At 46.6% G+C, this 21,746-nt stretch carries 19 protein-coding genes, 1 other RNA gene and 1 CRISPR repeat array; of the genes, 15 read left to right on the top strand and 5 right to left on the bottom strand.

Translation table 11 applies throughout. The features are described 5' to 3' along the window. Positions 1–1,665: a hypothetical protein gene (locus MLD66_RS08530; protein ID WP_247216945.1), complete on the bottom strand. Its 1,665-nt coding sequence runs from the start codon at positions 1,663–1,665 to the stop codon at positions 1–3. A 145-nt stretch (positions 1,666–1,810) separates the two neighbouring features. Continuing rightward, the gene (locus tag MLD66_RS08525; protein ID WP_247216944.1) at positions 1,811–4,018 is read right to left on the bottom strand and encodes an argonaute PAZ domain-containing protein; all 2,208 of its coding nucleotides are present in this window, start codon (positions 4,016–4,018) and stop codon (positions 1,811–1,813) included. A 671-nt stretch (positions 4,019–4,689) separates the two neighbouring features. On the opposite strand from MLD66_RS08525, the gene MLD66_RS08520 reads away from it, so the two are divergent. Continuing rightward, entirely contained in the window at positions 4,690–5,106 is a 417-nt protein-coding gene (locus tag MLD66_RS08520) for a hypothetical protein (RefSeq protein WP_247216943.1), read from the top strand. Positions 5,107–5,548: 442 nt separating this feature from the next. Here MLD66_RS08520 and MLD66_RS08515 read toward each other — a convergent pair whose 3' ends face one another. Beyond that, the gene (locus MLD66_RS08515) at positions 5,549–6,628 is read right to left on the bottom strand and encodes a WYL domain-containing protein (RefSeq protein ID WP_247216941.1); all 1,080 of its coding nucleotides are present in this window, start codon (positions 6,626–6,628) and stop codon (positions 5,549–5,551) included. On the opposite strand from MLD66_RS08515, the gene cas3 reads away from it, so the two are divergent. Genes cas3 through cas2 form a run of 8 tightly spaced genes read left to right on the top strand, consistent with a single transcriptional unit; the run spans position 6,575 to position 15,249 of the window. Then, on the top strand, positions 6,575–8,698 hold the full coding sequence (gene cas3, locus MLD66_RS08510) for a type I-D CRISPR-associated helicase Cas3' (protein WP_281438441.1): 2,124 nt from the start codon (positions 6,575–6,577) through the stop codon (positions 8,696–8,698). The two genes, MLD66_RS08515 and cas3, sit on opposite strands and share 54 nt — an antisense overlap. A 12-nt stretch (positions 8,699–8,710) precedes the next feature. After that, positions 8,711–11,731: a type I-D CRISPR-associated protein Cas10d/Csc3 gene (cas10d, locus tag MLD66_RS08505; protein ID WP_247216937.1), complete on the top strand. Its 3,021-nt coding sequence runs from the start codon at positions 8,711–8,713 to the stop codon at positions 11,729–11,731. A gap of 21 nt (positions 11,732–11,752) precedes the next feature. After that, on the top strand, positions 11,753–12,775 hold the full coding sequence (cas7d, locus tag MLD66_RS08500; RefSeq protein ID WP_247216935.1) for a type I-D CRISPR-associated protein Cas7/Csc2: 1,023 nt from the start codon (positions 11,753–11,755) through the stop codon (positions 12,773–12,775). Between the two features lie 54 nt (positions 12,776–12,829). Then, positions 12,830–13,597, top strand: coding sequence for a type I-D CRISPR-associated protein Cas5/Csc1 (gene cas5d, locus MLD66_RS08495; protein WP_247216934.1), 768 nt, complete (start codon positions 12,830–12,832; stop codon positions 13,595–13,597). Continuing rightward, a complete protein-coding gene (cas6, locus tag MLD66_RS08490; RefSeq protein ID WP_247216933.1) occupies positions 13,566–14,387 on the top strand; it encodes a CRISPR-associated endoribonuclease Cas6 in 822 nt (273 codons plus the stop codon). Before cas5d ends, cas6 begins: the two co-directional genes overlap by 32 nt. Before the next feature lie 4 nt (positions 14,388–14,391). Then, positions 14,392–14,655: a hypothetical protein gene (locus MLD66_RS08485; RefSeq protein WP_247216932.1), complete on the top strand. Its 264-nt coding sequence runs from the start codon at positions 14,392–14,394 to the stop codon at positions 14,653–14,655. A 12-nt stretch (positions 14,656–14,667) separates the two neighbouring features. Next, positions 14,668–14,952: a CRISPR-associated endonuclease Cas1 gene (cas1, locus tag MLD66_RS08480; RefSeq protein ID WP_247219040.1), complete on the top strand. Its 285-nt coding sequence runs from the start codon at positions 14,668–14,670 to the stop codon at positions 14,950–14,952. 3 nt (positions 14,953–14,955) lie between these two features. Next, the gene (cas2, locus tag MLD66_RS08475) at positions 14,956–15,249 is read left to right on the top strand and encodes a CRISPR-associated endonuclease Cas2 (protein ID WP_247216931.1); all 294 of its coding nucleotides are present in this window, start codon (positions 14,956–14,958) and stop codon (positions 15,247–15,249) included. On the opposite strand, the gene MLD66_RS08470 is transcribed toward cas2, so the two are convergent. After that, the gene (locus MLD66_RS08470) at positions 15,204–15,410 is read right to left on the bottom strand and encodes a hypothetical protein (protein WP_247219169.1); all 207 of its coding nucleotides are present in this window, start codon (positions 15,408–15,410) and stop codon (positions 15,204–15,206) included. The two genes, cas2 and MLD66_RS08470, sit on opposite strands and share 46 nt — an antisense overlap. Before the next feature lie 45 nt (positions 15,411–15,455). Further along, a CRISPR array of direct repeats spans positions 15,456–17,344; the repeat unit is 37 nt; unit sequence GTCTCAATCAATTAATCCCGGTCAACGGGACTGAAAC. Positions 17,345–17,497: 153 nt separating this feature from the next. Here MLD66_RS08470 and MLD66_RS08465 point away from each other — a divergent pair. Next, the gene (locus MLD66_RS08465) at positions 17,498–18,481 is read left to right on the top strand and encodes a glycosyltransferase family 2 protein (RefSeq protein WP_247216930.1); all 984 of its coding nucleotides are present in this window, start codon (positions 17,498–17,500) and stop codon (positions 18,479–18,481) included. On the opposite strand, the gene MLD66_RS08460 is transcribed toward MLD66_RS08465, so the two are convergent. Then, positions 18,452–18,658 (bottom strand): hypothetical protein, encoded by a 207-nt coding sequence (locus tag MLD66_RS08460; protein ID WP_247216929.1) that lies wholly within the window; start codon positions 18,656–18,658, stop codon positions 18,452–18,454. The two genes, MLD66_RS08465 and MLD66_RS08460, sit on opposite strands and share 30 nt — an antisense overlap. A gap of 84 nt (positions 18,659–18,742) precedes the next feature. On the opposite strand from MLD66_RS08460, the gene ffs reads away from it, so the two are divergent. The 5 genes from ffs to MLD66_RS08435 all read left to right on the top strand — a co-directional run bounded on the left by ffs (position 18,743) and on the right by MLD66_RS08435 (position 21,673). Continuing rightward, an RNA gene (gene ffs / locus MLD66_RS08455) (signal recognition particle sRNA small type) lies at positions 18,743–18,839 on the top strand. 42 nt (positions 18,840–18,881) lie between these two features. Beyond that, positions 18,882–19,427 carry a bifunctional pyr operon transcriptional regulator/uracil phosphoribosyltransferase PyrR gene (gene pyrR, locus MLD66_RS08450; RefSeq protein ID WP_247216928.1) on the top strand — a complete coding sequence of 182 codons (546 nt, stop codon included), beginning with the start codon at positions 18,882–18,884 and terminating at the stop codon, positions 19,425–19,427. A gap of 28 nt (positions 19,428–19,455) precedes the next feature. Then, positions 19,456–19,977: a pentapeptide repeat-containing protein gene (locus MLD66_RS08445; RefSeq protein WP_247216927.1), complete on the top strand. Its 522-nt coding sequence runs from the start codon at positions 19,456–19,458 to the stop codon at positions 19,975–19,977. A gap of 38 nt (positions 19,978–20,015) precedes the next feature. Continuing rightward, positions 20,016–20,921, top strand: coding sequence for a DUF3011 domain-containing protein (locus tag MLD66_RS08440; RefSeq protein ID WP_247216926.1), 906 nt, complete (start codon positions 20,016–20,018; stop codon positions 20,919–20,921). After that, on the top strand, positions 20,918–21,673 hold the full coding sequence (locus tag MLD66_RS08435; RefSeq protein ID WP_247216925.1) for a 7-carboxy-7-deazaguanine synthase QueE: 756 nt from the start codon (positions 20,918–20,920) through the stop codon (positions 21,671–21,673). The genes MLD66_RS08440 and MLD66_RS08435 overlap by 4 nt, the downstream gene beginning before the upstream one ends. Positions 21,674–21,746 lie beyond the last annotated feature (73 nt).

The raw sequence follows: 21,746 nt of genomic DNA, 5'->3' as shown, positions 1-21,746 counted from the left end.
TTATGCCTCCAATTGATTTTGTAAAGTTATATCGACATCATCCCAGTTAATCAGCTTAATTAGCCTTTGGCTGGTTTCTCCCAGACAATTAGTCCTAATCATAAATTCCCCTACCGAAGGAAACTTGAAACTCATTGGAGTGTTACTAGAACAGGAATCTTGATAAATAATAGACTTACCATGAATATCGCTAACTTCTATCTGAACTGAAGGATGAAAGGCAAAAGCTGTTACTTGAGGTGGGTGATCAAATATCCAAGCATTACTACTTGGTACTCTAAGACCTCCTGACAGGCTAATTGATAATTTTGTGGTCGGTTGCAGAGCATCTTTTAACTCTTGAGATTGCAAAAATACTCCATCCCATGCCTGCGATAATACTTGACACTGATATATCTCGTACCAGCTGGATTTATCACCAAAAACTTGGCACTTATTCTCACGATTGCCCTCCCACTCAATTAAATTCTCATCTCTCAATCTCTGTAAATCCGTGAATAAAGATTCTCTAAAAAGGATAATGAATTGCTCCCCAAGTTTGGGACTGCTCCAGCTGGCATATACACTTGATTCTGGTTTGTCTGGATCGGGTACTAATATCCAAAAGTCTCGCTTAGGTAAAATAAGTTTCTCGATTTGAGTACTGGGATTTATCTGGTATATTCCACCTTCGGATATTTCTTGTGCAGACAATGATTCTCCAACTGGCAGATACCATCCTGCTCTGTCTTCTCGTAAAGGGTATGAGTTGCCCTTGCACTGAACTGCTAACGAGCTTAGCGATCGCCCTCTTTGTTGTTTTGGATATAGGTAATATTCAATGTTTCCCAGAAAATCCTCTGTGCGGTATATTCCTGCGTAAAGTTGGCGGCTCCACTCCCTATGTCTTGATTGACCAGATAAGGAGATTGATGATCCCTCTTCTAACCATTCTTCATAGGTTTCATGGATTGCCTGAGCAAGTGGTTCATAGCGTGAGCGATCGTCTATCAAATTTCTAAGATGTTGCGGAAACCTTGAGTATTCATTAGCCACTTTGGTAAATAATGTCTGCTCATCCCATCTTGTTTGCCATTGATTTTCAGAGAAGACTTTTCTAAGTCGATCTTTATCTGCATTACGAAGTAAAGACTGTGATATTGAATATTTGGTATATTTTGTTGGTGCGCTAGCGCCTTCTTGGGCGGTTGGGATGTAGCCTTGTTTAATTAGCCAGCGATTCCATGTTGTCCATAATTCAACTTCTGGAGCGCTTCCATCAACTGTTCTCAATCCGCGTGGTCTGGATTGTCCATCTTCGGGTAAATCTAGTATCTGGCGTAACCTTGTGAAATAATTTGTTTGGCTCACTTCTTCATCTTCTTCCATTCGGTTCGCCGCCAAGACCATAATCCCTAAAAATGCCACTCCTCGTGGATAACCTGAGCTATCGAACCCCGAGATAGCACCCAGTTCTACTCTTTTATCTTGGACTACCTTTCGCCTAACAACACTGCAAAAATTCTCGACCCACGAGCTGGCTGTGCATTCTTCTGCAAAGTTACTGCCGATTTTCACCAAAGTGTCATCATCTAAACTCAAGTAGATTTTTGTGCCTTTGGGTACATTTTGGGTGAAGTAGTGGGCAATCGCTGTATTCCAGTCAGTGTAATTAGTCATAGCCATGTTAGTAACCTTAGCCCAAAGTGACTTAATCTAAAGTTAGCAGAGATAACGGCTGAACTCACCCGCCACCAGAGGTTTTGGATGATATGAATAGTCTAACATATGGACGGGTGCAGTGATTTGTTATCTCTACTGCTTGCAATTGTCAGACAGCAATCAATTTTTCACGACTGATATTTTGCAAAATACTAATTTGCCCTATGCGTTGAAACTCTTTACTACTTCTGTCTGCAAGATGCAATACCCAAGGTAATCGACAAGAGCGAAACCCGCTAGCAGGGTGCAACTGAGATAGATGATAAGTTTGCAAAGCAATCATTTCCAGAGATGTATTGCCGTACTCATGAACTACCCGAAGGGGTCTTACACTGCCAATATTCTGGTTGATTGGTTGACTCGTTACTAAAGTGAATGACTTTTCTTTTGGAGTAAAAATGACAGTACCAATTTTGGCATCACGGTATACCACTTCCCCATTTGCATGAATATCCTCTTTTCCCATTCTTCCAGCACCGCTTTTGCGTACTCCAACAACATCAACAGCTATATTTTTCTTTGCAAGCTCTTCTATCGTTTGCTGAAATTCTCCTTCCTGAACTAATCCATCTCTCATCAAAAGTAGTTTTTTGGGGTAACGCTTGCAACTGTGATGAAATTTAAGAACTAACTTTGATACCGTTTGCCAAATCGCTTTTCCAGAAAAGGTTTCTCCTCGTTGAACATCAGGCAACTCCCATCCTAAGCTTTGCCCGTCCGCAAGAACCGCAAATGCAGAAGTGCCATAGTAAAGCTCTCGATTGGTTCCTGTATCAAAACCAATAATTAGATCAGCACATTCAGGATGATCCAAAGGCTCTAGGCGTATGGGTTGCCAACCAGCTTTACACAAAATTCCTAAAACAACATTCAGAGCTTTATAAGAGTCTGCCTTTGGCATTGGCACAATAAACTGAGTAGCTATTCCTGCTTGAAGTGCTTGCACCCGAATTTTTTGTTTGCGCTCATTGGGTGACCATGGCATTACCACTAAAACTGTTTTAATGTCTTCATCAGACCAGTTTTGCCAGAACATTTGTTGGTCTAGTTCACTCTCAGGAATATCTTGTTGTGTACGATAGGAGTCTATTTCTATCGTCGTGTTGCTATTGTTTGCGATTTCCAACAAACATTTACGCACTTCTTCAGGATATTGGTGCTTTTCATTGTAAAGATTAAGACAGCCAAACTTTGTTTCACCTACTCTGGCACATCCCTTATATCGGACTTTAGCAACCTTATCTACTTGCTGATCATTAGATGCCAGTAATTTAGCTGTTGGCAAAATATATCCATCTACCCTTATAGCTTCAGCTTCGCCAGAAATTCTATAAATCTTCTCAAGGATTGTATGTGCTGTCTTTGTGGAGTTCTTTATGCGAACATCTAAACTTTTTCTGATGAACTCAAAAACTTCTTTGATTTGTTGACTTTCTTCTCCGCTTTCAGCATCAGCAATGTTTGCCAGCATCTCCATTGTTAAGCTTGGTGATAGCCTTTGAGACAAATGCGCTACAGGCTTTGCTTTCCAGTCATTAGCTCTTTTAACAAGCACAACAAGAGAATTATTGATTTCTGCATTAGTAGCCCCATTTTGACGATGGTAATCCGCTAGACTAATACCCAATCCTTCTAACACGACTTTTTGTGGTAATTGGTCAGAGATTCCTTCGTACTGCCAACTAATGTAATTATTGTTTTTATCTTTATATGTGTTCCTAACATAACTGATAGGTACATCGGGATACTCTTCTAGCCATTGATGCAGTGTCCAAGGTGTATAGAAGCGATGATGTATATCGATTTCTAGGTAGAGGTTGCCATCTGAATCGATAACGACATCTATTCTTCTCCCTCTGTGTACTTCCCAAGCATCTCCACATTTCTCCGCCCCCTCATGACCTGTTATCCACCAAATCAGTCCACCTTCCAAGGCTCTTTCAATCTCAGTTTTGTTAAAGTACTTTTTTAGTCCTTGCTCTAAAACTCTACGCTCAAAGGTTTCTAGGGCTTTTCTTTCGCAGGTATTACTACAATCTAGTTTTCTAGTAGCTGTCTTAAATAACTCCCAATCATCACTTCTCATTTTTGCGGGACTGACTTCTTCTCTAGTGATGATTCGACTGCCTAATCTAACAGCAGTGACTCCTAGCTTGTAACAAATACTGGAAACTGCTCTTTGTTCATCGCCTTGTTGCGGGAGTTGAGCGAAATGACATTGATACTCATGAATTGTTAAATCTTTTTCCTCTAGAGGTCTTACTAGGTAGCGATTAAGTACCACTGAAGTTTGCTGAAGGTTTTCCAAGGGAGCCATGGGGGGATACAAATTTTTTAACAACTATAGCATTGATGAAGACTGTTGCCCATTCTTGTAGAGATAACGTCTGAACTCACCCGCGGTCACTGGCTTTGGATGATATGAATAACTTAGCATACGGTCGGGTGCAGTGATTTGTTATGTTGTGTAAATTTTTGCACCGATCGGCTCTGCTACCCACAGACCCCAGCACCCCTTCACCAGCAACAAGGATACAAAAAGCCTTGATTATTCTAAAGCCTCAGTATGATTGACCTACGGCAAACGAGGTTCAACTGTATCCCATAAATACTTAAAAGGGGGCAGTGTCTCCTGTGCAACTCATGTTCTGGCCTCAGTTAGGGTTACTTTGTGCCTTCGCCACGGACAAGCCTATTGCCAGGATAGGCTCCCCTTTGACACTGAGCTGAGTGCCGCCCAATTCGGCTTCCCATCCCCTAACAGAACTTGGCCTTGCTTACTGAACGACCTTGCTCAGGCGTGATGGTCAACTTGCCATAAGTGATACACCAAGGGAGTTTCCGTAAAGGGTAAGTTGCGATCTGCCCCTTATGTCATGACTGTTGGTCTAGTCTAAAACCAAATTATAATCAAAAATTGACTACATTCTAAAATCTAGGAGTAATATACATATGCTACAATCAGAGCATAGCTTTTTGGAGATAAATATGAACACGCTTTTTTGTTTTGATTTACCGAAGCGCAATAAACCCTTCTTTCACACGAGTTGGCTGGCAAAGTACCTTTCTGGAAATAGTACTTGTGGGCTGGCACTATATACCCTTGCGAACTTTAAGGTTCCTAGCGAAAGCTCCCCTGAATTACTTCAGTACAATGTAATTCATAGGAAAGCGGTTGCTAAGGTTGAACAGGAATATCGATCCAAGGGATATGAGGTTTTTGTGGAAGATGCGAATCAGTTTTGGATCAATACCACCATTGGGGCAAGTCTCTCTGGAACCCCCGATTTAGTTGCGCTTTCCAGCCAAGAATCAAAAATTATAGAGGTCAAAACGGGGCAACTTTCGGAGGAAAGCCAACTTAAGGATCAAGCCCAATTAGAGATATATAGTAATTTCAAATAAGTTTGCAACATTCGCCTTTACCTACAAACCCTGTCTTAGAAGGGGATAGAGCAATTGCAAATACCTAAAAAGTGTTGCACTTTCTTGTGAAATGACTATACATGTCCTGTGCACCGAAGGTGGGTTTGCATGAAATTAAGTCGATACCACAGGGTGAACTGATTTATTTTAATGGGGATACAGAAATTCAGCGCATTTCAATTCCGCCGGATCAAGTTAATCATCAATCCTGGAGGGAGGCAGTAACAAATATCACGAAAATTGCAACTACCACTTCCCCCCCAGAACCTAAACCTAGTGCCAAGGAGTGTGCTTTTTGTAGGATTAGATTAATGTGTCCAGCGGCATTTAAGATACCTAGCGGTGAAGCCGATTTCTAAAGTTACCAGGGGTTAGGTTAACAAGGTTTTCGTCCTAAGGTACATGGTTTTATGCCTTTACTTTAGGGCGAAAAGCGTCCTAAGTGATATTCTCTAGTAGCATCGAGGAGTTCTGCTATTATTTGGTCAACTAGCCAGTTAGGTTCTAATAGGAGAACATTGGCACCATATTGCAAAAAGCGTTGACGGCACCAGAAAATACTATCCTCGGTCGCCACAATCTCCACAAATCTGCCATCAGGATCGCGCTGTAGCACCCTTTCGTTAGACCTGCGTGGCTGGTAATCGCTCAATTGTTTAATCATCCGATAGCGTACTTCAAACGTTGGCAAGTTTTTCTCTTTCCAGGGGGTCAAAGATGGTGCTCCTACCGATATGATGCGGTCAACACGAAAGGTATAGTTTTGCTCTACATTCGGGGATTTTGGGAAGATTTTGAATGGGCTATCTGGAACCCAAGCAAATAGGTATAACACGCCATCATGTAACCGTAATTCCGAGCAGTCGCAGTCAAAAATTTGTTCATCTCCCTTAGTATTACGATAGCGAATGGTATATCGCCGTTTCTGACGAAAACGTTCCTCTAATGCAGAGATGACCTTCTGAATACTCTCTGCACTGTAGTCCGCTGGGGGACTAAATCTAGTCTGTATGTACTGCGGCCAATCCTGATCTGTTAACTTGCCAATTTTTAGTACGTGGCTTGCCTGGGTAGAAAACCCAATTTCTGATAGCAAATAGGCTGCTAAGGCAAGGGACTGCCTTTGTTCCGCTGAAAGAATGACCGGAAATGAGGAGGACGACAGCTTATAAGGACGATTGGGAGCACTATCAATTTCAAAGCCACATTCCCTGAGTTTTTTAATGGTACGCACGATTTTTTGGTCAATATCCCCTACGGGTTTCCCGTGTTTGGCAAGGAACTCCGTAAGTTGCCTACCCAGCTCATCCCGGCTGTGCGGCTTCTCGGCCAGCAACCTCAGGATTTCTAGTGCAAAACCGACTTGATTATAGTTGTTATCATTTTTTGATGACATATATTTTCTCTGGTGGTCTAATATATCATTGTCTAACTTGGCAGGGACAACATGAAAATCTCTGTAAAGCCTTTGTATTCCGAGCTTAACCCAGGGGTAGGTCAATGTCCGTTGGGGTGTCAGAATGTTTGTCAGGTTCGGCAGAAGGCTCCCAGTCTCCAGACTCCTTCAGGGTACACCTGTCCTCTTTCTGTCCACCAGGCTAAGACTTGGGCCGAGGTGGTTAGAGGAAATACTGATGTCATTTTCAATACCGCTGCCACAGGTGATGGTAAGTCACTAGCGGCTTTTATTGCTAGTTTGTTGGATGTTGTTTTCAGAATCATGGGGCTGTACCCAACAATCGAACTGGTGGAAGACCAGAGCCGTAGCCAGCGGGGTTGGCACTTGATGTTTGGGCTGAATGCGGATGAGCGTATTGATTGCTTGTTTGGTGCGGAATTAGACCGGCGTATTCAAGAAGCAGAAAAAAGTAATAAATTTCAAGAGTTATTACTAGCTATCGAGCACAAGAAAATCATATTAACTAACCCTGATATTTTTCATTTAATTACCCACTTCCAGTACCGTGACCCAGCCTATAGTAATGATCTTTTGCCACTAGTTCTGGCGGAGTTTCCCGATCTCTGGGTATTCGATGAGTTTCATATTTTTGGTCCCCATCAGGAAGCCGCCGTACTAAACAGTATGACCTTGATTCGGCGTGTTCACTCGGATCAGCGTCCTAGACGATTCCTGTTTACTTCAGCCACTCCCAAACCAGACTTTATCCAATTACTCAAGCAGTCGGGGTTGCGAACTGTCGAAATTGCTGGTAGCTACACCAGTGAACCTACACCCGGCTATCGTCAAGTTTTACAGCCTATTCAACTGGAATTTGTTGATTTGAAAGATGCGGATACGTTGACGTGGTTGGAGAATAAAGCCAGCACTATCCGAGCCATATTAGAGGCAGAAAAACAGGGTAGAGGGCTGGTGATTCTAAACTCAGTGGCGCAAGCGGGACGGGCAACTCAATTACTGGCTAAATTGTTGCCAGATATTCTTGTGCGAGAAATCAGCGGACGAATTGACCGACGGGAGCGAGAGCAGACTCACTCAGAGTTGCAAAATGCCCATCAACCGGTTCTGGTTATTGGTACTTCAGCAGTAGATGTTGGCGTTGATTTCAAAATTAATTTGCTGATCTTTGAAAGTAGTGATGCGGCAACTATTATTCAACGGTTAGGTAGGCTAGGACGACATCCAGGCTTCTCAATCTATTATGCTTTCATCTTAATTTCGGGACGCACTCCTTGGTTCATGGCACGGTTGAAGGAATACCTAGAACCAGACCAAGAGATTGAACGCAGTCAATTGCAGGAAGCGATTACAAACGCATTTGATGCCCCACAGGAGTTTCAGGAATACCGTAGCCGTTGGGGGGCAATCCAGGCACAGGGAATGCTTTGGAAAATGGGTGAAGGTAATCAAAAAGTGATGCAACCGATTCGTGAACGTATGGTCACCGATCTGCAACAGGTTTATGGTTCTAAACTGAAACTCTGGTTGGGAAATTGGCGGGAATTAGGCAATAGTGATATTGGCAAAGAGGTACAAAAAGAATTACTCCGATTTCGGGGGGGTTCAACCTTACAAGCGGCGGTATGGGATGGGAATCGTTTTTATACCTATGACCTGCTCAGATTATTACCCTACGCTCAAGTTGAAATCACAACGAGGCAGGATTTTTTGGAGGCTGTAACCAATGCGGGACTGGGAGAAGAAGCCTTCCCTGAAAACTATATTCAGGTTTATTTACGCATACAGAAGTGGGTGGAGGATCGCTTTGATGTTCGTTTGCACTGTAATTGGAATACGAATGATTTGAAGTGTTGTGAATTGACTTTACTGAGCCGTTTAAGCCTGGTCGGTCATCCCCAGCCGGAGGTGGGCAAGTGCCTCTCTAAACACAAACACCTGGCATTTCTGGTTCCATTGAGCATACGCCAGTCGCATTGGGAAGTAAGGAACACTCTCAAACTCAGTCCCGTTTTTGGTCTGTATTATCTTACCGATGCTTCCAATAAACAGAGCTATGCCGTTGCGTTTAATCAAGATGCTTTACTGCTTGAAGCTTTGAAAGGGCGATTAGCTCAATTCTGCCGTTTACAACCACAATCATTGATCTTTTAGGAGGTTTTGATCATGACTTTACTACAAACCCTGCTATTACGGACGCTCTCAGAGGAAACCGATCCGATCCTGCGGGCTTATCTTGCAACAGTTTTACCTGCAATGGAACAGGAATTTGGCTTAATTCCAGCCCTTGGCGGTTCCGAAGAGGCTCAGTACCATCTGCTCCTACAGCGAGGTAGTGAATTTGCAATGGAAAAAGCGAAACGCTATGCAGAATACTCTGACCAAAGTCTGCTGGTTCATGTTCTCAATGCCTTATTAACCGCTTGGAACTTGTTGCCATTTTTAAGTCCTGAATTGATCCTCACTGATGCAGAAAAACGTTTGCTTTGTTTAGGATTAACCCTACATGACTACAACAAGTGGTGCAATGGAGAACAGCAACAAGTACCTGATGCTTCTGAAATTCCTAAAATTTTAGAATTGTGCCAAACCTTAGGAGAACGACTGAATTTTGACGCATTTTGGGCAGAGTGGCGGGAGTATTTGACAGAGATTGGCTACCTCGCTCAAAACACCCAGGGAAAAGTGGGAATCAATCCGTTCAAAGCGAATTGGGGCACTTTCAAAATTCCAGATACTCGTCGCCTAGACTCACCGCTACGCTGGCTCCTTGCTTTTGGCGATGTTGCGGTCCATCTCAGTGACCCATCAGACATTGAGACGAAAACGGCGGGCAATCGTCTGCGTGATCATCTGCGTCATCTGGGCATCCACCGCAAGTTGACCTATCACCGTTTGCGCGACTGTACAGGTATTTTGACCAGCGGGATTCATAATGCCGTCATGCACTTTGCCAGAGAACTGGATTGGCAACCCCTCCTTTTCTTTGCTCAGGGGGTGGTTTATCTTGCTCCCCAGGATACTGGCGTACCTGATCGCTCAGAACTTCAAGAATTCCTCTGGGAGCAGGTTAGCAAGCTATTAGCCTCAAATATGGAGAATGGACAAGTAGGCTTCAAACGGGATGGCAAGGGACTGAAGGTGGCTCCCCAAACCCTGGAACTCTTTTCACCTGCTCAATTGATTCGGAATTTACCTAGCGTAGTTAAATCCTATGTTGCCAATGCCAAATCACCGGCAACTCCCAAGCGGTTGGAAAGGTTAGAACCTAGCGAAATAGAGCGGGAATTTTTGTCTAGTAGTGCAGACTTAAGAGCGGATCGCACTGCAGAGTTTATTATTTTAGCGCAAAAAGAATTTTTTGCAGATAGACCTGAATTTATTGCTTGGATGCTGGAAAAACTCGGCGTTCAAGACGCAATCACCCCTGAACAAACACAGTTTCAATCCGGTGGGGTGAACTATGGTTGGTATTATGTAGCCGCTTATTATATTGCTCGTCACAGCACGCTTGATTTAGAGCAACTTGATAAAAAACTACAAGAAATTGCCGAGCAACTAGCTACCTGGGCAGAAGAAAATAAATTGTTACCAGAACATTACAGCCCAACCCGGGAAGTTTTTTATGATTATCTGACGCAATACCTGGAAGTGCAGGGGTGGGAGCAACCGGAATCATCTTTTCAACGTGAACTGGTAGGCTATATTTCCGCAAAGACTAGCAAAGCTAAACACCCTATTTGTTCGCTTAGTTCAGGTGAATTTGCTTCGGAAGATCAGATGGATTCAGTTGTCCTATTTAAGCCTCAACAATATAGTAATAAAAATCCCCTTGGTGGAACGCAGATCAAACGAGGAATTTCCAAAATATGGGCACTGGAAATGTTGCTTAGACAGATATTTTGGTCTGTACCCGCAGGTAAATTAGAGGATCAACAGCCCGTTTTTCTTTACATCTTTCCAGCATACGTTTACTCGCCGCAGGTTGCCGCCGCTATCAGATTAATGATGAATGAACTCAAACGTATCAATTTTTGGGATGTCCGCAAATACTGGCTGGAACATGGCATGGATGCCCAAGCATTGCGCTCGTTCTCCTGGTTAACTAATGATGACGGCGATGCGGGTAACTCTGCTCCATCCAAATACTCCCGTGAAGACTTGCCTTTTATGGCAATGCACTACACCACAACTAGAGGTAAAACTGTAACTGAAGCTTGGATTGAACCGGCTTTTTTAGCTCTAGCATTACCCTTGTTATTGGGGGTGAAAGTGGTTGCCACAAGTAGCCAGATTCCGCTTTATGATAGTGATAAAGACTTCAAAGAATCTGTCAAAATTGACGGCCCGGCAAATTTTTGGTACGCATTGGGCTTTCCCACTTCCTTGCATCTTCAGGATTGGATTGGGGGGCGTGTTCAAAATCTAGCAGATAACTTGAATCGTTTGATGGTTGCCTATTGTTTACATTTGGATAGTCGCAGTAATCCGCCAGATGCATGCTGGAGGAAATTGAATGACACAGATTTTGCAAATAAACACAGCGGGCTAGGAGGTACAAATCCGCCAGATGAACGCTGGAGGAAATTGAATGACACTATTCAGCAGATAGTAGCCAGTGTCTTAAATGTTTTTTCACTAGCAAAGGAGGGGTTACGCCGTAGTAGCTCTAAAGACAAGAGAAAACCAACTAAAAACGAAATCAACCGTTATTGGAGTTATGCACACATCTGGGCTGAAGGAGATACGGAGATGGAAACCAAGTTGAAAATTACAAAACGCTTAGCTAATGAATACCGCCAATTCTATCGAGTTGGAATAGACAAGTCGAGTTATGCAATTTTACTTCCCTTTTCCAAGGCACTAGAACACATTCTCTCTGTACCGAATGATTGGGATGATGAGGAACTTATCGTGCAAGGAGCGGGGCAGTTAAGAGCCGCCTTAGAGCGGCAAGAAGTCTATAAACGCCCCATTATACAGAACAAAGAGATTCCTTTTGAGCAACGTCGCATCCAAGAGTTTGAAGCGATTCAAACTTTTATGACCACCTGCGTGATTGACGTATTTGGAAGGATGTGTAAAGGAGACCGTGCCCTGCTTCAGGAACATCGCAACCGCCTGAAATCGGGAGTCGAATTTGCCTACCTTCAATTAGCCCTACAAGACCAACAAGCCACATCGTAAACCACCATCTGGAGAGCAATCATGAGCATCCTTACATCCTTAAAGCCGAACTTTCAAATTGCTTTTCCCCGGCTGGCTTCTGGGAACTATGTACACTTTTTGGTGGTGCGCCACAGCCAATCATTTCCCATCTTTCAGACTGATGGAGTTCTCAACACTGCCCGCACTCAGGCAGGTTTAGATGCCAGCAATGAAAAGTCTAAGCAATCTATTAGCCGTCTGGTCATGTTCAAACGCAAACAGGTCACCCCAGAGCGATTAACTGGGCGGGAACTATTGCGCTCGCTTAATCTCACCAGTGCAACGGCAGGAATGGATAATTTCTGTGAATATAACGGTGAAAACTCCTGTAAAAAGTGCCCCGATTGTATCCTCTATGGTTTTGCCATTGGGGACAGTGGCTCTGAACGTTCCAAAGTCTATTCTGATTCAGCATTTTCTCTCAGTCCTTACGAACTTTCCCATCGTAGTTTTACCTTCAATGCTCCTTTTGAAGGCGGCACGATGAGTGAAAAGGGGGAAATGCGATCTTCTATTAATGAACAGGATCACATCTTGCCAGAAGTATCATTTCCTACTGTGGAAACCTTGCGAGATTCTACTTGGGAAGGCTTTATCTATATTCTGGGTAATTTGCTTCGGACTCGTCGCTATGGTGCCCAAGAATCTCGTACTGGCACCATGACCAATCATATTGTGGGGATTGCCCTCTGTGATGGCGAAATCTTTAGTAATTTGCACTTTACTCAAGCACTCTACGATTCTTTAGATGGGGATACAGCTCGACCAATCAGTAACTTATCAGCGGAGGCGACTATGGTAGCAGAAAAATTGTTGAATCAAGAACCAGTGCGGAAACGCCAAGTTATTTTCGGTCAACAGTTGGATGAATTGTTGGCGGAAGTAAACAGTCTTTATCAGGATGAAGAGCGTTTGCGTCATACATTGACCACTCTGTACGAGCAAACCAAAACCTATTCAGAAACGTATGGAGCAACAGCTAAACAAGAAACAAGGAGAAAAACAAGCCGAAGGGAAGAATAAAACGCTATCCTACCCCATTTTTGAATTGCTAAACCCCTAACCAGAGGTATTCCCATGCTGTTTTATCAGTGTACTTTGACCCTCCATGACAACATTTTTTTTGCCACCCGTGAGATGGGAATCCTCTATGAAACAGAGAAGTACCTGCATAATTGGGCACTCAGTTTTGCTTTGTTTGAAGCCACCTTCATTCCTAAACCTTACCGTTTGCAGGGAGCAGTCGCTCAACGTCCTGGTTATTTAGAAACCGCCAATGAGCAAAATTTGTTGGTACTCAATGAGCATGGTATCTATGTTTTTCCAGCCCTACCGCTGAAGTGGTCTTACCAGGTTAATACCTTCAAAGCGGCTCAAGTGCCCTACTACGGTCAATCCAAACAGTTTGGAGAGAGAGGGGCAAATCGCAACTACCCGATAAACTATGGACGGGCTAAGGAATTGGCGGTTGGCAGTCTCTACCAAACTTACATTATTGCTCGTGAACCTATCTCAATTCCCCGCTGGATACGCTTGGGTAAATGGGCGTCCAAAATTCAAGTGGATGCACAACGATTGCCTGCAAATGCCATTCAGCAAAAGTCAGGTGAGTATTCCTGTACCCATCCCTTGAATCCCATTGATTTGCCTGGTTCTACCCGTTTGTTGCTCTATAACCGGATTGTGATGCCACCGGTCAGTCTGGTCAGTCAGTCACGGCTCGTCGGGAATTACTGGCAAATTTCTAAACCCGATCATTGGTCTAATTCTCATGACCTGTCCCATGAGGTTTGTTTACCAAGTGGAGTTAGCTATGGAGCCAACATTGCCGTTACCCCGACTTAAATCCACTGCTCTGCATACGCTGGTGATTCATTTAGGCGTTGCCGACGACGGAGCTTTACCCGGAGCTTGTGGTCGAGCCATTCATGCTCAAGTCCTTGATTGGTTTCGTTTGGCAGACCCGGCTATTTCTGAAGCCATTCACCAAAGCCAGGAATCACCGCTGAGCCTCTCTGGGCTAATGGGAAAACGCCGGAAAGCAGAGGTGCGGGCTGGGGATGAATTTTACTTTCGGATTGGATTGCTGGATGGAAGCCTGATTGAACCGTTACTGAGTGGTTTGGAAAAGTGGGGCGATAAAGCTTTTTCCCTCGCAAAATGTCCCTTTATTTTCCGCAGTATCAATATGCTACCTGGCACCGACCCCTGGGTAGGTTCTTCGGACTATGCCTTACTTGCCAAAATCCCGGTGGCATCCGATGACCTCACGCTCAAACTGCTCTCCCCAACCAGTTTTAAGCTCAACTCCGGGCAAGGAATTCAACCGTTTCCCCTACCGGAATCCGTATTTGGGAGTTTGCATCGCCGCTGGAATATTTTTGCCCCTGACGAATGGCGTTTTCCCAAAATTCAATGGAGTGGACTGGTTTCAGATTATGACCTCAAAACCCAGAAAATAAAAATGGAAAATTCAGTTGAAATCGGTGCAGTCGGCTGGGTACGCTATCGGTTCCCTGACCCAGAACAGGCAAGAATTGCAACCATTTTGGCTCACTTTGCGTTTTTTGCGGGAGTTGGACGTAAAACGGCAATGGGCATGGGTCAAGTACTTTTACAACAACATGAAGTGTAAGGTCATGTCTGAGGATTATTTACCTTTAGCTTATCTCAATGCTTGGGAATATTGTCCCAGGCGTTTTTACTTTGAATATGTGTTAGGTGAAATGGCGGATAATGAACATCTTATTCTTGGTCGTCATCTACATCGGCATATAAACGAGTCAGAAACCGTTCAAGAAGGAGATACGCTTATTCATAAACAACAGTGGGTCTGGAGTGACCGCCTCCTCATTTCTGGCATCATTGAGTCTCAATCAATCAACCCCGGTGAACGGGACTGAAAATTGGATTTAATGGAGGAGTTCCGCCCATTGGTAGCGGATAATTTGGTGTTGGCAGTAATCAATAACCGAGGGATAAAACGCCAAGACTTTAGTGAAAGTTTAGGAGCTTATCGCCTTTCAGAAAATGCTCGAAAGTCTTTTTTACAAGCGTTTGAACGCAAAATGAGCGATGAATTTAAGCATCCAGTATTTGAGTATCGCTGTACCTATCGGCGAGCAATTGAACTTCAAGCTAGACTTATGGCACGACATTTACAAGAAAATATTGCGTATCAACCTCTTATTTTACGTTAAAATGTGACTACACTGTTCTATTTGATTATTTATGATTTACCGGATAGTAAGCCAGCAAATAAACGGCGTAATCGTTTGCATAAATTACTATCGGGTTATGGAAAATGGACACAGTATAGTGTGTTTGAGTGCTTTTTGACTGCTGTACAGTTTAGTAAACTACAAACTCAAATTGAAAAATTGATTAAATCTGACGAGGATTCAATCAGAATTTATGTTTTGGATGCAGGGGCAGTGAAACGAACTATTACTTACGGGTCGGAAAAGCCGCGACAAGAGGGGGCAATTATCTTATGATAGAAATGGATGTTATTTTGGCAAACCCAAGCAAGGTCAAAATCCTTGGGAGGTTTGCCAAAAGCCCCAGAACCTGGAAAAATCAATACTTTTTCAACTTTGTTGCCAGAAACGGTAAACAAAGTAGTAACAAAACTCACCGATTGCCGGAGGTCTGCCAAAATGTAGCTTGGAACGCCTTCCTGCTGTGGGTTCTAGCCTGTGCCGTCTCAATCAATTAATCCCGGTCAACGGGACTGAAACAACCTAGACCCCACCGCCGGGGGACCCAACATCCAGTCTCAATCAATTAATCCCGGTCAACGGGACTGAAACCTACCGTTGCCCGACCAGCCACCTCGAACTGGCACGGGAAGTCTCAATCAATTAATCCCGGTCAACGGGACTGAAACTGGAGAGGCGATTAGGGTCAAAGCGGAAGGTTTTGGCGTCTCAATCAATTAATCCCGGTCAACGGGACTGAAACGTGACCCCCCGCCATAGCGCAGGTGGTAGGTTGCGGGAGTCTCAATCAATTAATCCCGGTCAACGGGACTGAAACGCACCTACCGGGCTAACCAAAGTCCAAAGTTTATTGGGTCTCAATCAATTAATCCCGGTCAACGGGACTGAAACGGGTGAACGGGCTAAGGCAGATTCTGCGGGGGCTACAGGTCTCAATCAATTAATCCCGGTCAACGGGACTGAAACAAAGCTCTCGCATAACAGGTCATTATCCGCATCCGTCGTCTCAATCAATTAATCCCGGTCAACGGGACTGAAACATCACCCCCACCGCCAGTCAATACGCCATCGGGGATGTCTCAATCAATTAATCCCGGTCAACGGGACTGAAACACCAGACCACTCAATTAGGGCAACATGGTAGGCAAAGTCTCAATCAATTAATCCCGGTCAACGGGACTGAAACTTGTCACGGATGTCACGCCTGATGTCACGCCTGATGTGTCTCAATCAATTAATCCCGGTCAACGGGACTGAAACGAAAACACGACGGCGGGGGAGCGGGAGGCGCAACGGGTCTCAATCAATTAATCCCGGTCAACGGGACTGAAACGAGCCTTATCTCTATGGCGGGTGGCAATTTTGTGAGTCTCAATCAATTAATCCCGGTCAACGGGACTGAAACGGGGACTCATGCTCGCCACCTCCTGTAAGGTTCCAAATGTCTCAATCAATTAATCCCGGTCAACGGGACTGAAACACCAGACCACTCAATTAGGGCAACATGGTAGGCAAAGTCTCAATCAATTAATCCCGGTCAACGGGACTGAAACTTATTCGGGGCGGCTGGAAACGGGAAATCCAAACGAGTCTCAATCAATTAATCCCGGTCAACGGGACTGAAACTTGTCCAACCTATAACGATTTTGGTGAAACAGGGGAGTCTCAATCAATTAATCCCGGTCAACGGGACTGAAACACGTTTTTGATAGAAGATTCCCGGTTACACGTCAATCGGGTCTCAATCAATTAATCCCGGTCAACGGGACTGAAACGTCCAATTGGCGGCAATAGGGAACGATGCTCTGACGAGTCTCAATCAATTAATCCCGGTCAACGGGACTGAAACTTGAAAGTCACGTCAATTTCAAACGCATAAAACCCGGGTCTCAATCAATTAATCCCGGTCAACGGGACTGAAACACGCCATCGGCTCTCTCTCTCACGACTTGGGAACGGTCTCAATCAATTAATCCCGGTCAACGGGACTGAAACACAATCAACCGCTAATGCCCTGGTGTGCGGGCTATTGGGGTCTCAATCAATTAATCCCGGTCAACGGGACTGAAACCCCGCCTCTTATGCCACCAACAATGTTTATACTGGGTCTCAATCAATTAATCCCGGTCAACGGGACTGAAACTAAGCCAGCGATGAACTTAAATTTACAGGAAATTAGGTCTCAATCAATTAATCCCGGTCAAGGGGACTGAAACACGCATCTCCACCTATTTCCCTGTCCAAGCCCGTTAGTTGGGGTCTCAATCAATTAATCCCGGTCAACGGGACTGAAACAAGCGATTAGGGAGGGTGTGACGGTGGCGACGATGGCAAGTCTCAATCAAGGGCACCTCTATTTATTCAAAACATGAGAACGAAACACAAGAACAGCAGAGATTCCATAGAATCAAATGCGGGACGGTGCCCTGGAACCTTTGATTTTGAGTATCTAACCGTTCACCGCTGGGAAGAGGCTAGGTGCGGCTCTGGGGATACAATAATTGTGATGATTTTAGGACAAGGGATGCGACAGGTTTCCGTCGTGGTGCCGATTTATAACGAGGTGGAGAATATTCCCCATCTGGTGCCTGCAGTGGCGGGGGTATTAGCCGAGGCGGGTTTGGATTATGAATTGATTTGTGTGGATGATGGCTCCCAGGATGGTTCCACCGAGCGACTGCGGCATTTGGCTCAGGAACGCTATGACCTGAAGGTGGTGATTTTACGGCGCAACTACGGGCAAACGGCGGCAATGGCGGCGGGCTTCGACCAGGCGACGGGAGCGGTGGTGGTGACGTTGGATGGGGATTTGCAAAACGACCCGCAGGATATTCCCCGCCTGCTGGCGAAGTTGGACGAGGGCTTTGACCTGGTGAGTGGTTGGCGGCAAGCCCGGCAGGATCATGGGCTGACCCGTCTGCTTCCCTCCCGGGTGGCGAATTGGTTGATTGGTCAGGTGACAGGGGTGAAACTGCATGACTACGGCTGTACCCTCAAAGCCTACCGGCGGGAATTGCTGAAGGATATGAATCTCTATGGGGAATTGCATCGCTTTCTCCCCGCTTTGGCGTACATCGAAGGGGCGAGGATTGCGGAATTGCCGGTGCGCCACCACCCCCGCCGGTTTGGGTCAAGTAAGTACGGTCTGGGACGAACCTTCCGGGTGATGATGGACTTGCTGACCATTGCTTTTATGAAAAGGTTTCTCACCCGCCCGATGCACGTTTTTGGACTGTTGGGTTTGAGCTTCTTGGGGTTGGGGCTGGGCTTGGGAATATATCTGCTGTTCCTCAAAATCGGTTTGGGTCAAAGTATCGGGCAACGCCCCCTGTTGTTCTTGGCGGGGTTGGCGGTCATTGCCGGACTGCAACTGTTTTGTTTTGGTCTGCTGGCGGAACTGCTGATGCGTACCTACCACGAATCCCAGGGGCGACCCATTTACCGGGTACGGGAGGTGGTGGGAGGGGAACCGCCCGTGCTAATCGATGGCAATTCGTTGCGGTCCTGAGGTCGGGGGCGGCGAGGACGGCGGAGGGCTTTGGGTGGAAGTTTGCCGCTCTAACCAGGATTTCAAGGGGTCTTCCTGTAAATCCAACCCCAATAACCCGGAAACAAATCCGCCCAAAAAAGCAGTCGGTTGCTGGAGAAATTCCTGCACCAAGGGGCTTAACTCGTTGAACAGCATAGGTTTTACCCCAAGTGATACATCTGCTCCCTAATTTAGCACAAACCTCCCCCAAACACGGGAAAAAACGCTATGATCAAAGATGACCTGGAACCATGCGGTTTCAACGCCTGAACCGTGTCAGAACCGGAAGGAAGCAGCACTAAGGGATGCTTGCGACAGGCGTGGCCTCCGGGTCTTCCCAAGTTTCCCGGCAATTTAGGCTATTCCATCCTGGTACGCTGTGGAGATTGAATTATTTTCGGCGGAAGAGTTGCGGCGTACCCTGAATCGGCTGACTGCCCAAGTGGTGGAAGCCACCCCCCAGTTGGCAGATTTATGTTTGCTGGGCATCCACACCCGGGGCGTACCCCTGGCTGAACGGCTGGCGCACAATCTTCAGCAGTGGGAAATGGTACGGGTGCCGGTGGGAGCCTTGGATATTACCTTTTACCGGGATGATTTAGACCGGATTGGTGCCCGCACCCCTGCTGCTACCCAGGTTCCGTTTGACATTACCGGGCGGGTGGTGGTGCTGGTGGATGACGTGATTTACAGCGGTCGGACGGTACGGGCGGCGTTGGAGGCGATTAAGGATCACGGGCGACCCCGGGTGGTACGGTTGGCGGTGCTGGTGGACCGGGGGCATCGGGAATTGCCCATTCATCCTGATTTCACCGGCAAGGTGGTGCCCACATCCCGGGAGGAGGCGGTGCGGGTGTGTTTGACGGAGACGGACCAACAGGATCGGATTATCCTATTAAAGAAACCAGCAGAAGGTGTACCCTGAAAACCAACAGGACTGGAGAGGCTTTTCCATGAGAATGCTCGCTTGGGTCATGGTGGCACTGGGTTTGGCGGCTCTGCCCGTACAGGCGCAACCGGAGGCGGTACAACGGCTGAAAAATACCCGGGAATGTGTGAATTGTAATTTGCAGGGAGCGGACCTGCGGGGACTGAACCTGCTGGGGGTGAATCTGAGTGGCGCCAATCTGAGTGGGGCAAAGCTGGGAGCCGGGGAAATGGATTTGAACCGTACCGCCTTGAGTCGTGCCAATTTGAGTGGGGCGAATTTGAGTGGGGCGGATTTGAGTAACGTCAGTTTATACCGGGCGAATTTAAGTGGTGCAAATCTCACGGGTGCGAATCTGCGGGGGGTGAGTCTGGTGGGAGCGAATTTAACCGGTGCCAATGCCCAGGGTGCCAATCTTACCGGTGCCGTCTTGGTCAACACCAATTTGACCGGCACTAATCTGAGTGGGGCGATCCTGAACCAAGCCTTTATTACCGAAGTGATTTACAAAAACACCCGTTTACCCGATGGATCGGTGCGGAATTAAACCGTAAACTGATGGTGTGTCGTTAGGGGGGACTGAGCGTGAAAACGTGGCTATCGCTGGCACTCATGGCGGGTTTTACCGGGGCGCAGATGCTGTTTGTGTCCACCGAAACCGTTGCCCAATCGGACCGCACCATCACCTGTGAGTCGCAAAATAACCGATACACCACCTGTGCGACCGATACCAGTGGGGGGGTGACCCTGCAACGGCAGTTGAGTGATGCCCGTTGTGTGGAAAATCGCACCTGGGGCGTGAATGACCAGGGGATTTGGGTGGACAGGGGCTGTCGGGCAGTGTTTCGCATTGCCACCGGGCCCACCACCCTCACCTGCCGTTCCCTGAATTTCAAATATCAGTTTTGCCAGATTGACACCCGGGGTGGGGTGCGCCTCGCCCGGCAAATCAGTGATACCCGTTGCATCGAAAATCGCACCTGGGGGGTTGAAAAGCAGGGGATTTGGGTGGATAAGGGCTGTGCTGGCGAATTTTTGGTGGGCATTGGTTCTGGTAGCCCCAGCAGTCCCCAACCGCCCGCCCAACAGGAACAGGTGGTGCGCTGTGAGTCCACCAATAACCGCCGGGTGGACTGTCCGATCAATACCCGCCAAGCGACCGTCACCCTACGGCGGCAGTTGAGTGGGGCGGCTTGCCTGCAAAATCGCACCTGGGGCTATGACAACCGGGGTATTTGGGTGACCAGCGGCTGTCGGGGCGAATTTTTGGTCGCCAAAGGGAATACGGACATTCCGCCGACGGATGTCCTGGTGGTGTGCCGCTCCCGCAATGGCACCTACGTCCGTTGTCCCGCCAATACCCGCCGGGGGGTGCTCCTGCAACGGCAACTCACCAACCGTCCCTGCCGCCAAAATCAAACCTGGGGCTTTGACAACCAGGGCATCTGGGTCACCCAGGGGTGTGAAGCGGAGTTTCTCGTTCGCAAATGAGCCAAACCGCCAACCTCGTCGAGATTTTCTCCGCCATCCAGGGGGAAGGTCCGTACTTGGGGGAACGCCAGATTTTTCTGCGCCTGGGCGGTTGCGACCTGCGATGCCGATTTTGTGATAGTGCCCACACTTGGCGACCCCAGGGACAGGGGCGGGTGGAACTTACCCCGGGCGAACGGGATTTTCAGCCGGTTACCAATCCAGTCACCGGAGCGCAAATGCTCACCTGGTTGTCCCACCAAGCCCAGGGACTCCGGCATCAAGCGATTAGCATCACTGGCGGGGAACCCCTGCTCCAGGCGGATTTTTTAGCGGAATTTTTACCCACACTCACCACTCAAATTCCCCTACCCATCTATTTGGAAACGGGCGGACATCGCCCCCAGGAATTAGCCCAGGTGTTGCCTTGGGTGCATATCATTGCAATGGACTACAAACTGCCCAGTGTCAGTGGGGAAAATCATCACCATGCCCATCAAGCATTTCTCACCGAAGCGGTAGGGGCAGGGGTGGAAATTTTTGTGAAAATCATCGTAGATCAACACACCCAAACCTCAGAATTGGGCGAAGCGTTGGGGATGATTCAAGCCATTGACCCAGAAATTTTGGTCATTTTGCAACCCGTTACCCCCCGTCCCGCCAGTCCAGCGCCCACCCCAGGGCAGGTATTGGCTTGGCAGAAATTTGCTCAAACATACGTCCAACAAGTGCGCGTCATTCCCCAAACCCATCCCCTGCTCGGACAGTTATAGCGATCTCAAACATGGCAATCCCATTGGAATTGTGAGTTAATTTGGGGCATTTCTATTGATTATTTGATTATTT

This window comes from Synechococcus sp. C9 (assembly GCF_022984075.1).
Lineage (GTDB): Bacteria > Cyanobacteriota > Cyanobacteriia > Gloeomargaritales > Gloeomargaritaceae > Gloeomargarita.
The sequence above is the reverse complement of the archived record's forward strand: the minus strand, read 5'-3'. Positions and strand labels throughout refer to the sequence as shown.

What these genes read in the sequence shown, in the direction of transcription:
- MLD66_RS08445 (WP_247216927.1), top strand. Translation starts at nt 19,456, where the DNA reads ATGAGAATGCTCGCTTGGGTCATGGTGGCACTGGGTTTGGCGGCTCTG.
- MLD66_RS08485 (WP_247216932.1), top strand. Translation starts at nt 14,392, where the DNA reads ATGTCTGAGGATTATTTACCTTTAGCTTATCTCAATGCTTGGGAATAT.
- MLD66_RS08525 (WP_247216944.1), bottom strand. Translation starts at nt 4,018, where the DNA reads ATGGCTCCCTTGGAAAACCTTCAGCAAACTTCAGTGGTACTTAATCGC.
- MLD66_RS08465 (WP_247216930.1), top strand. Translation starts at nt 17,498, where the DNA reads ATGCGACAGGTTTCCGTCGTGGTGCCGATTTATAACGAGGTGGAGAAT.
- MLD66_RS08435 (WP_247216925.1), top strand. Translation starts at nt 20,918, where the DNA reads ATGAGCCAAACCGCCAACCTCGTCGAGATTTTCTCCGCCATCCAGGGG.
- cas5d (WP_247216934.1), top strand. Translation starts at nt 12,830, where the DNA reads ATGCTGTTTTATCAGTGTACTTTGACCCTCCATGACAACATTTTTTTT.
- MLD66_RS08530 (WP_247216945.1), bottom strand. Translation starts at nt 1,665, where the DNA reads ATGGCTATGACTAATTACACTGACTGGAATACAGCGATTGCCCACTAC.
- cas1 (WP_247219040.1), top strand. Translation starts at nt 14,668, where the DNA reads ATGGAGGAGTTCCGCCCATTGGTAGCGGATAATTTGGTGTTGGCAGTA.
- cas10d (WP_247216937.1), top strand. Translation starts at nt 8,711, where the DNA reads ATGACTTTACTACAAACCCTGCTATTACGGACGCTCTCAGAGGAAACC.
- cas6 (WP_247216933.1), top strand. Translation starts at nt 13,566, where the DNA reads ATGGAGCCAACATTGCCGTTACCCCGACTTAAATCCACTGCTCTGCAT.
- cas7d (WP_247216935.1), top strand. Translation starts at nt 11,753, where the DNA reads ATGAGCATCCTTACATCCTTAAAGCCGAACTTTCAAATTGCTTTTCCC.
- cas3 (WP_281438441.1), top strand. Translation starts at nt 6,575, where the DNA reads ATGAAAATCTCTGTAAAGCCTTTGTATTCCGAGCTTAACCCAGGGGTA.
- MLD66_RS08520 (WP_247216943.1), top strand. Translation starts at nt 4,690, where the DNA reads ATGAACACGCTTTTTTGTTTTGATTTACCGAAGCGCAATAAACCCTTC.
- MLD66_RS08460 (WP_247216929.1), bottom strand. Translation starts at nt 18,658, where the DNA reads ATGCTGTTCAACGAGTTAAGCCCCTTGGTGCAGGAATTTCTCCAGCAA.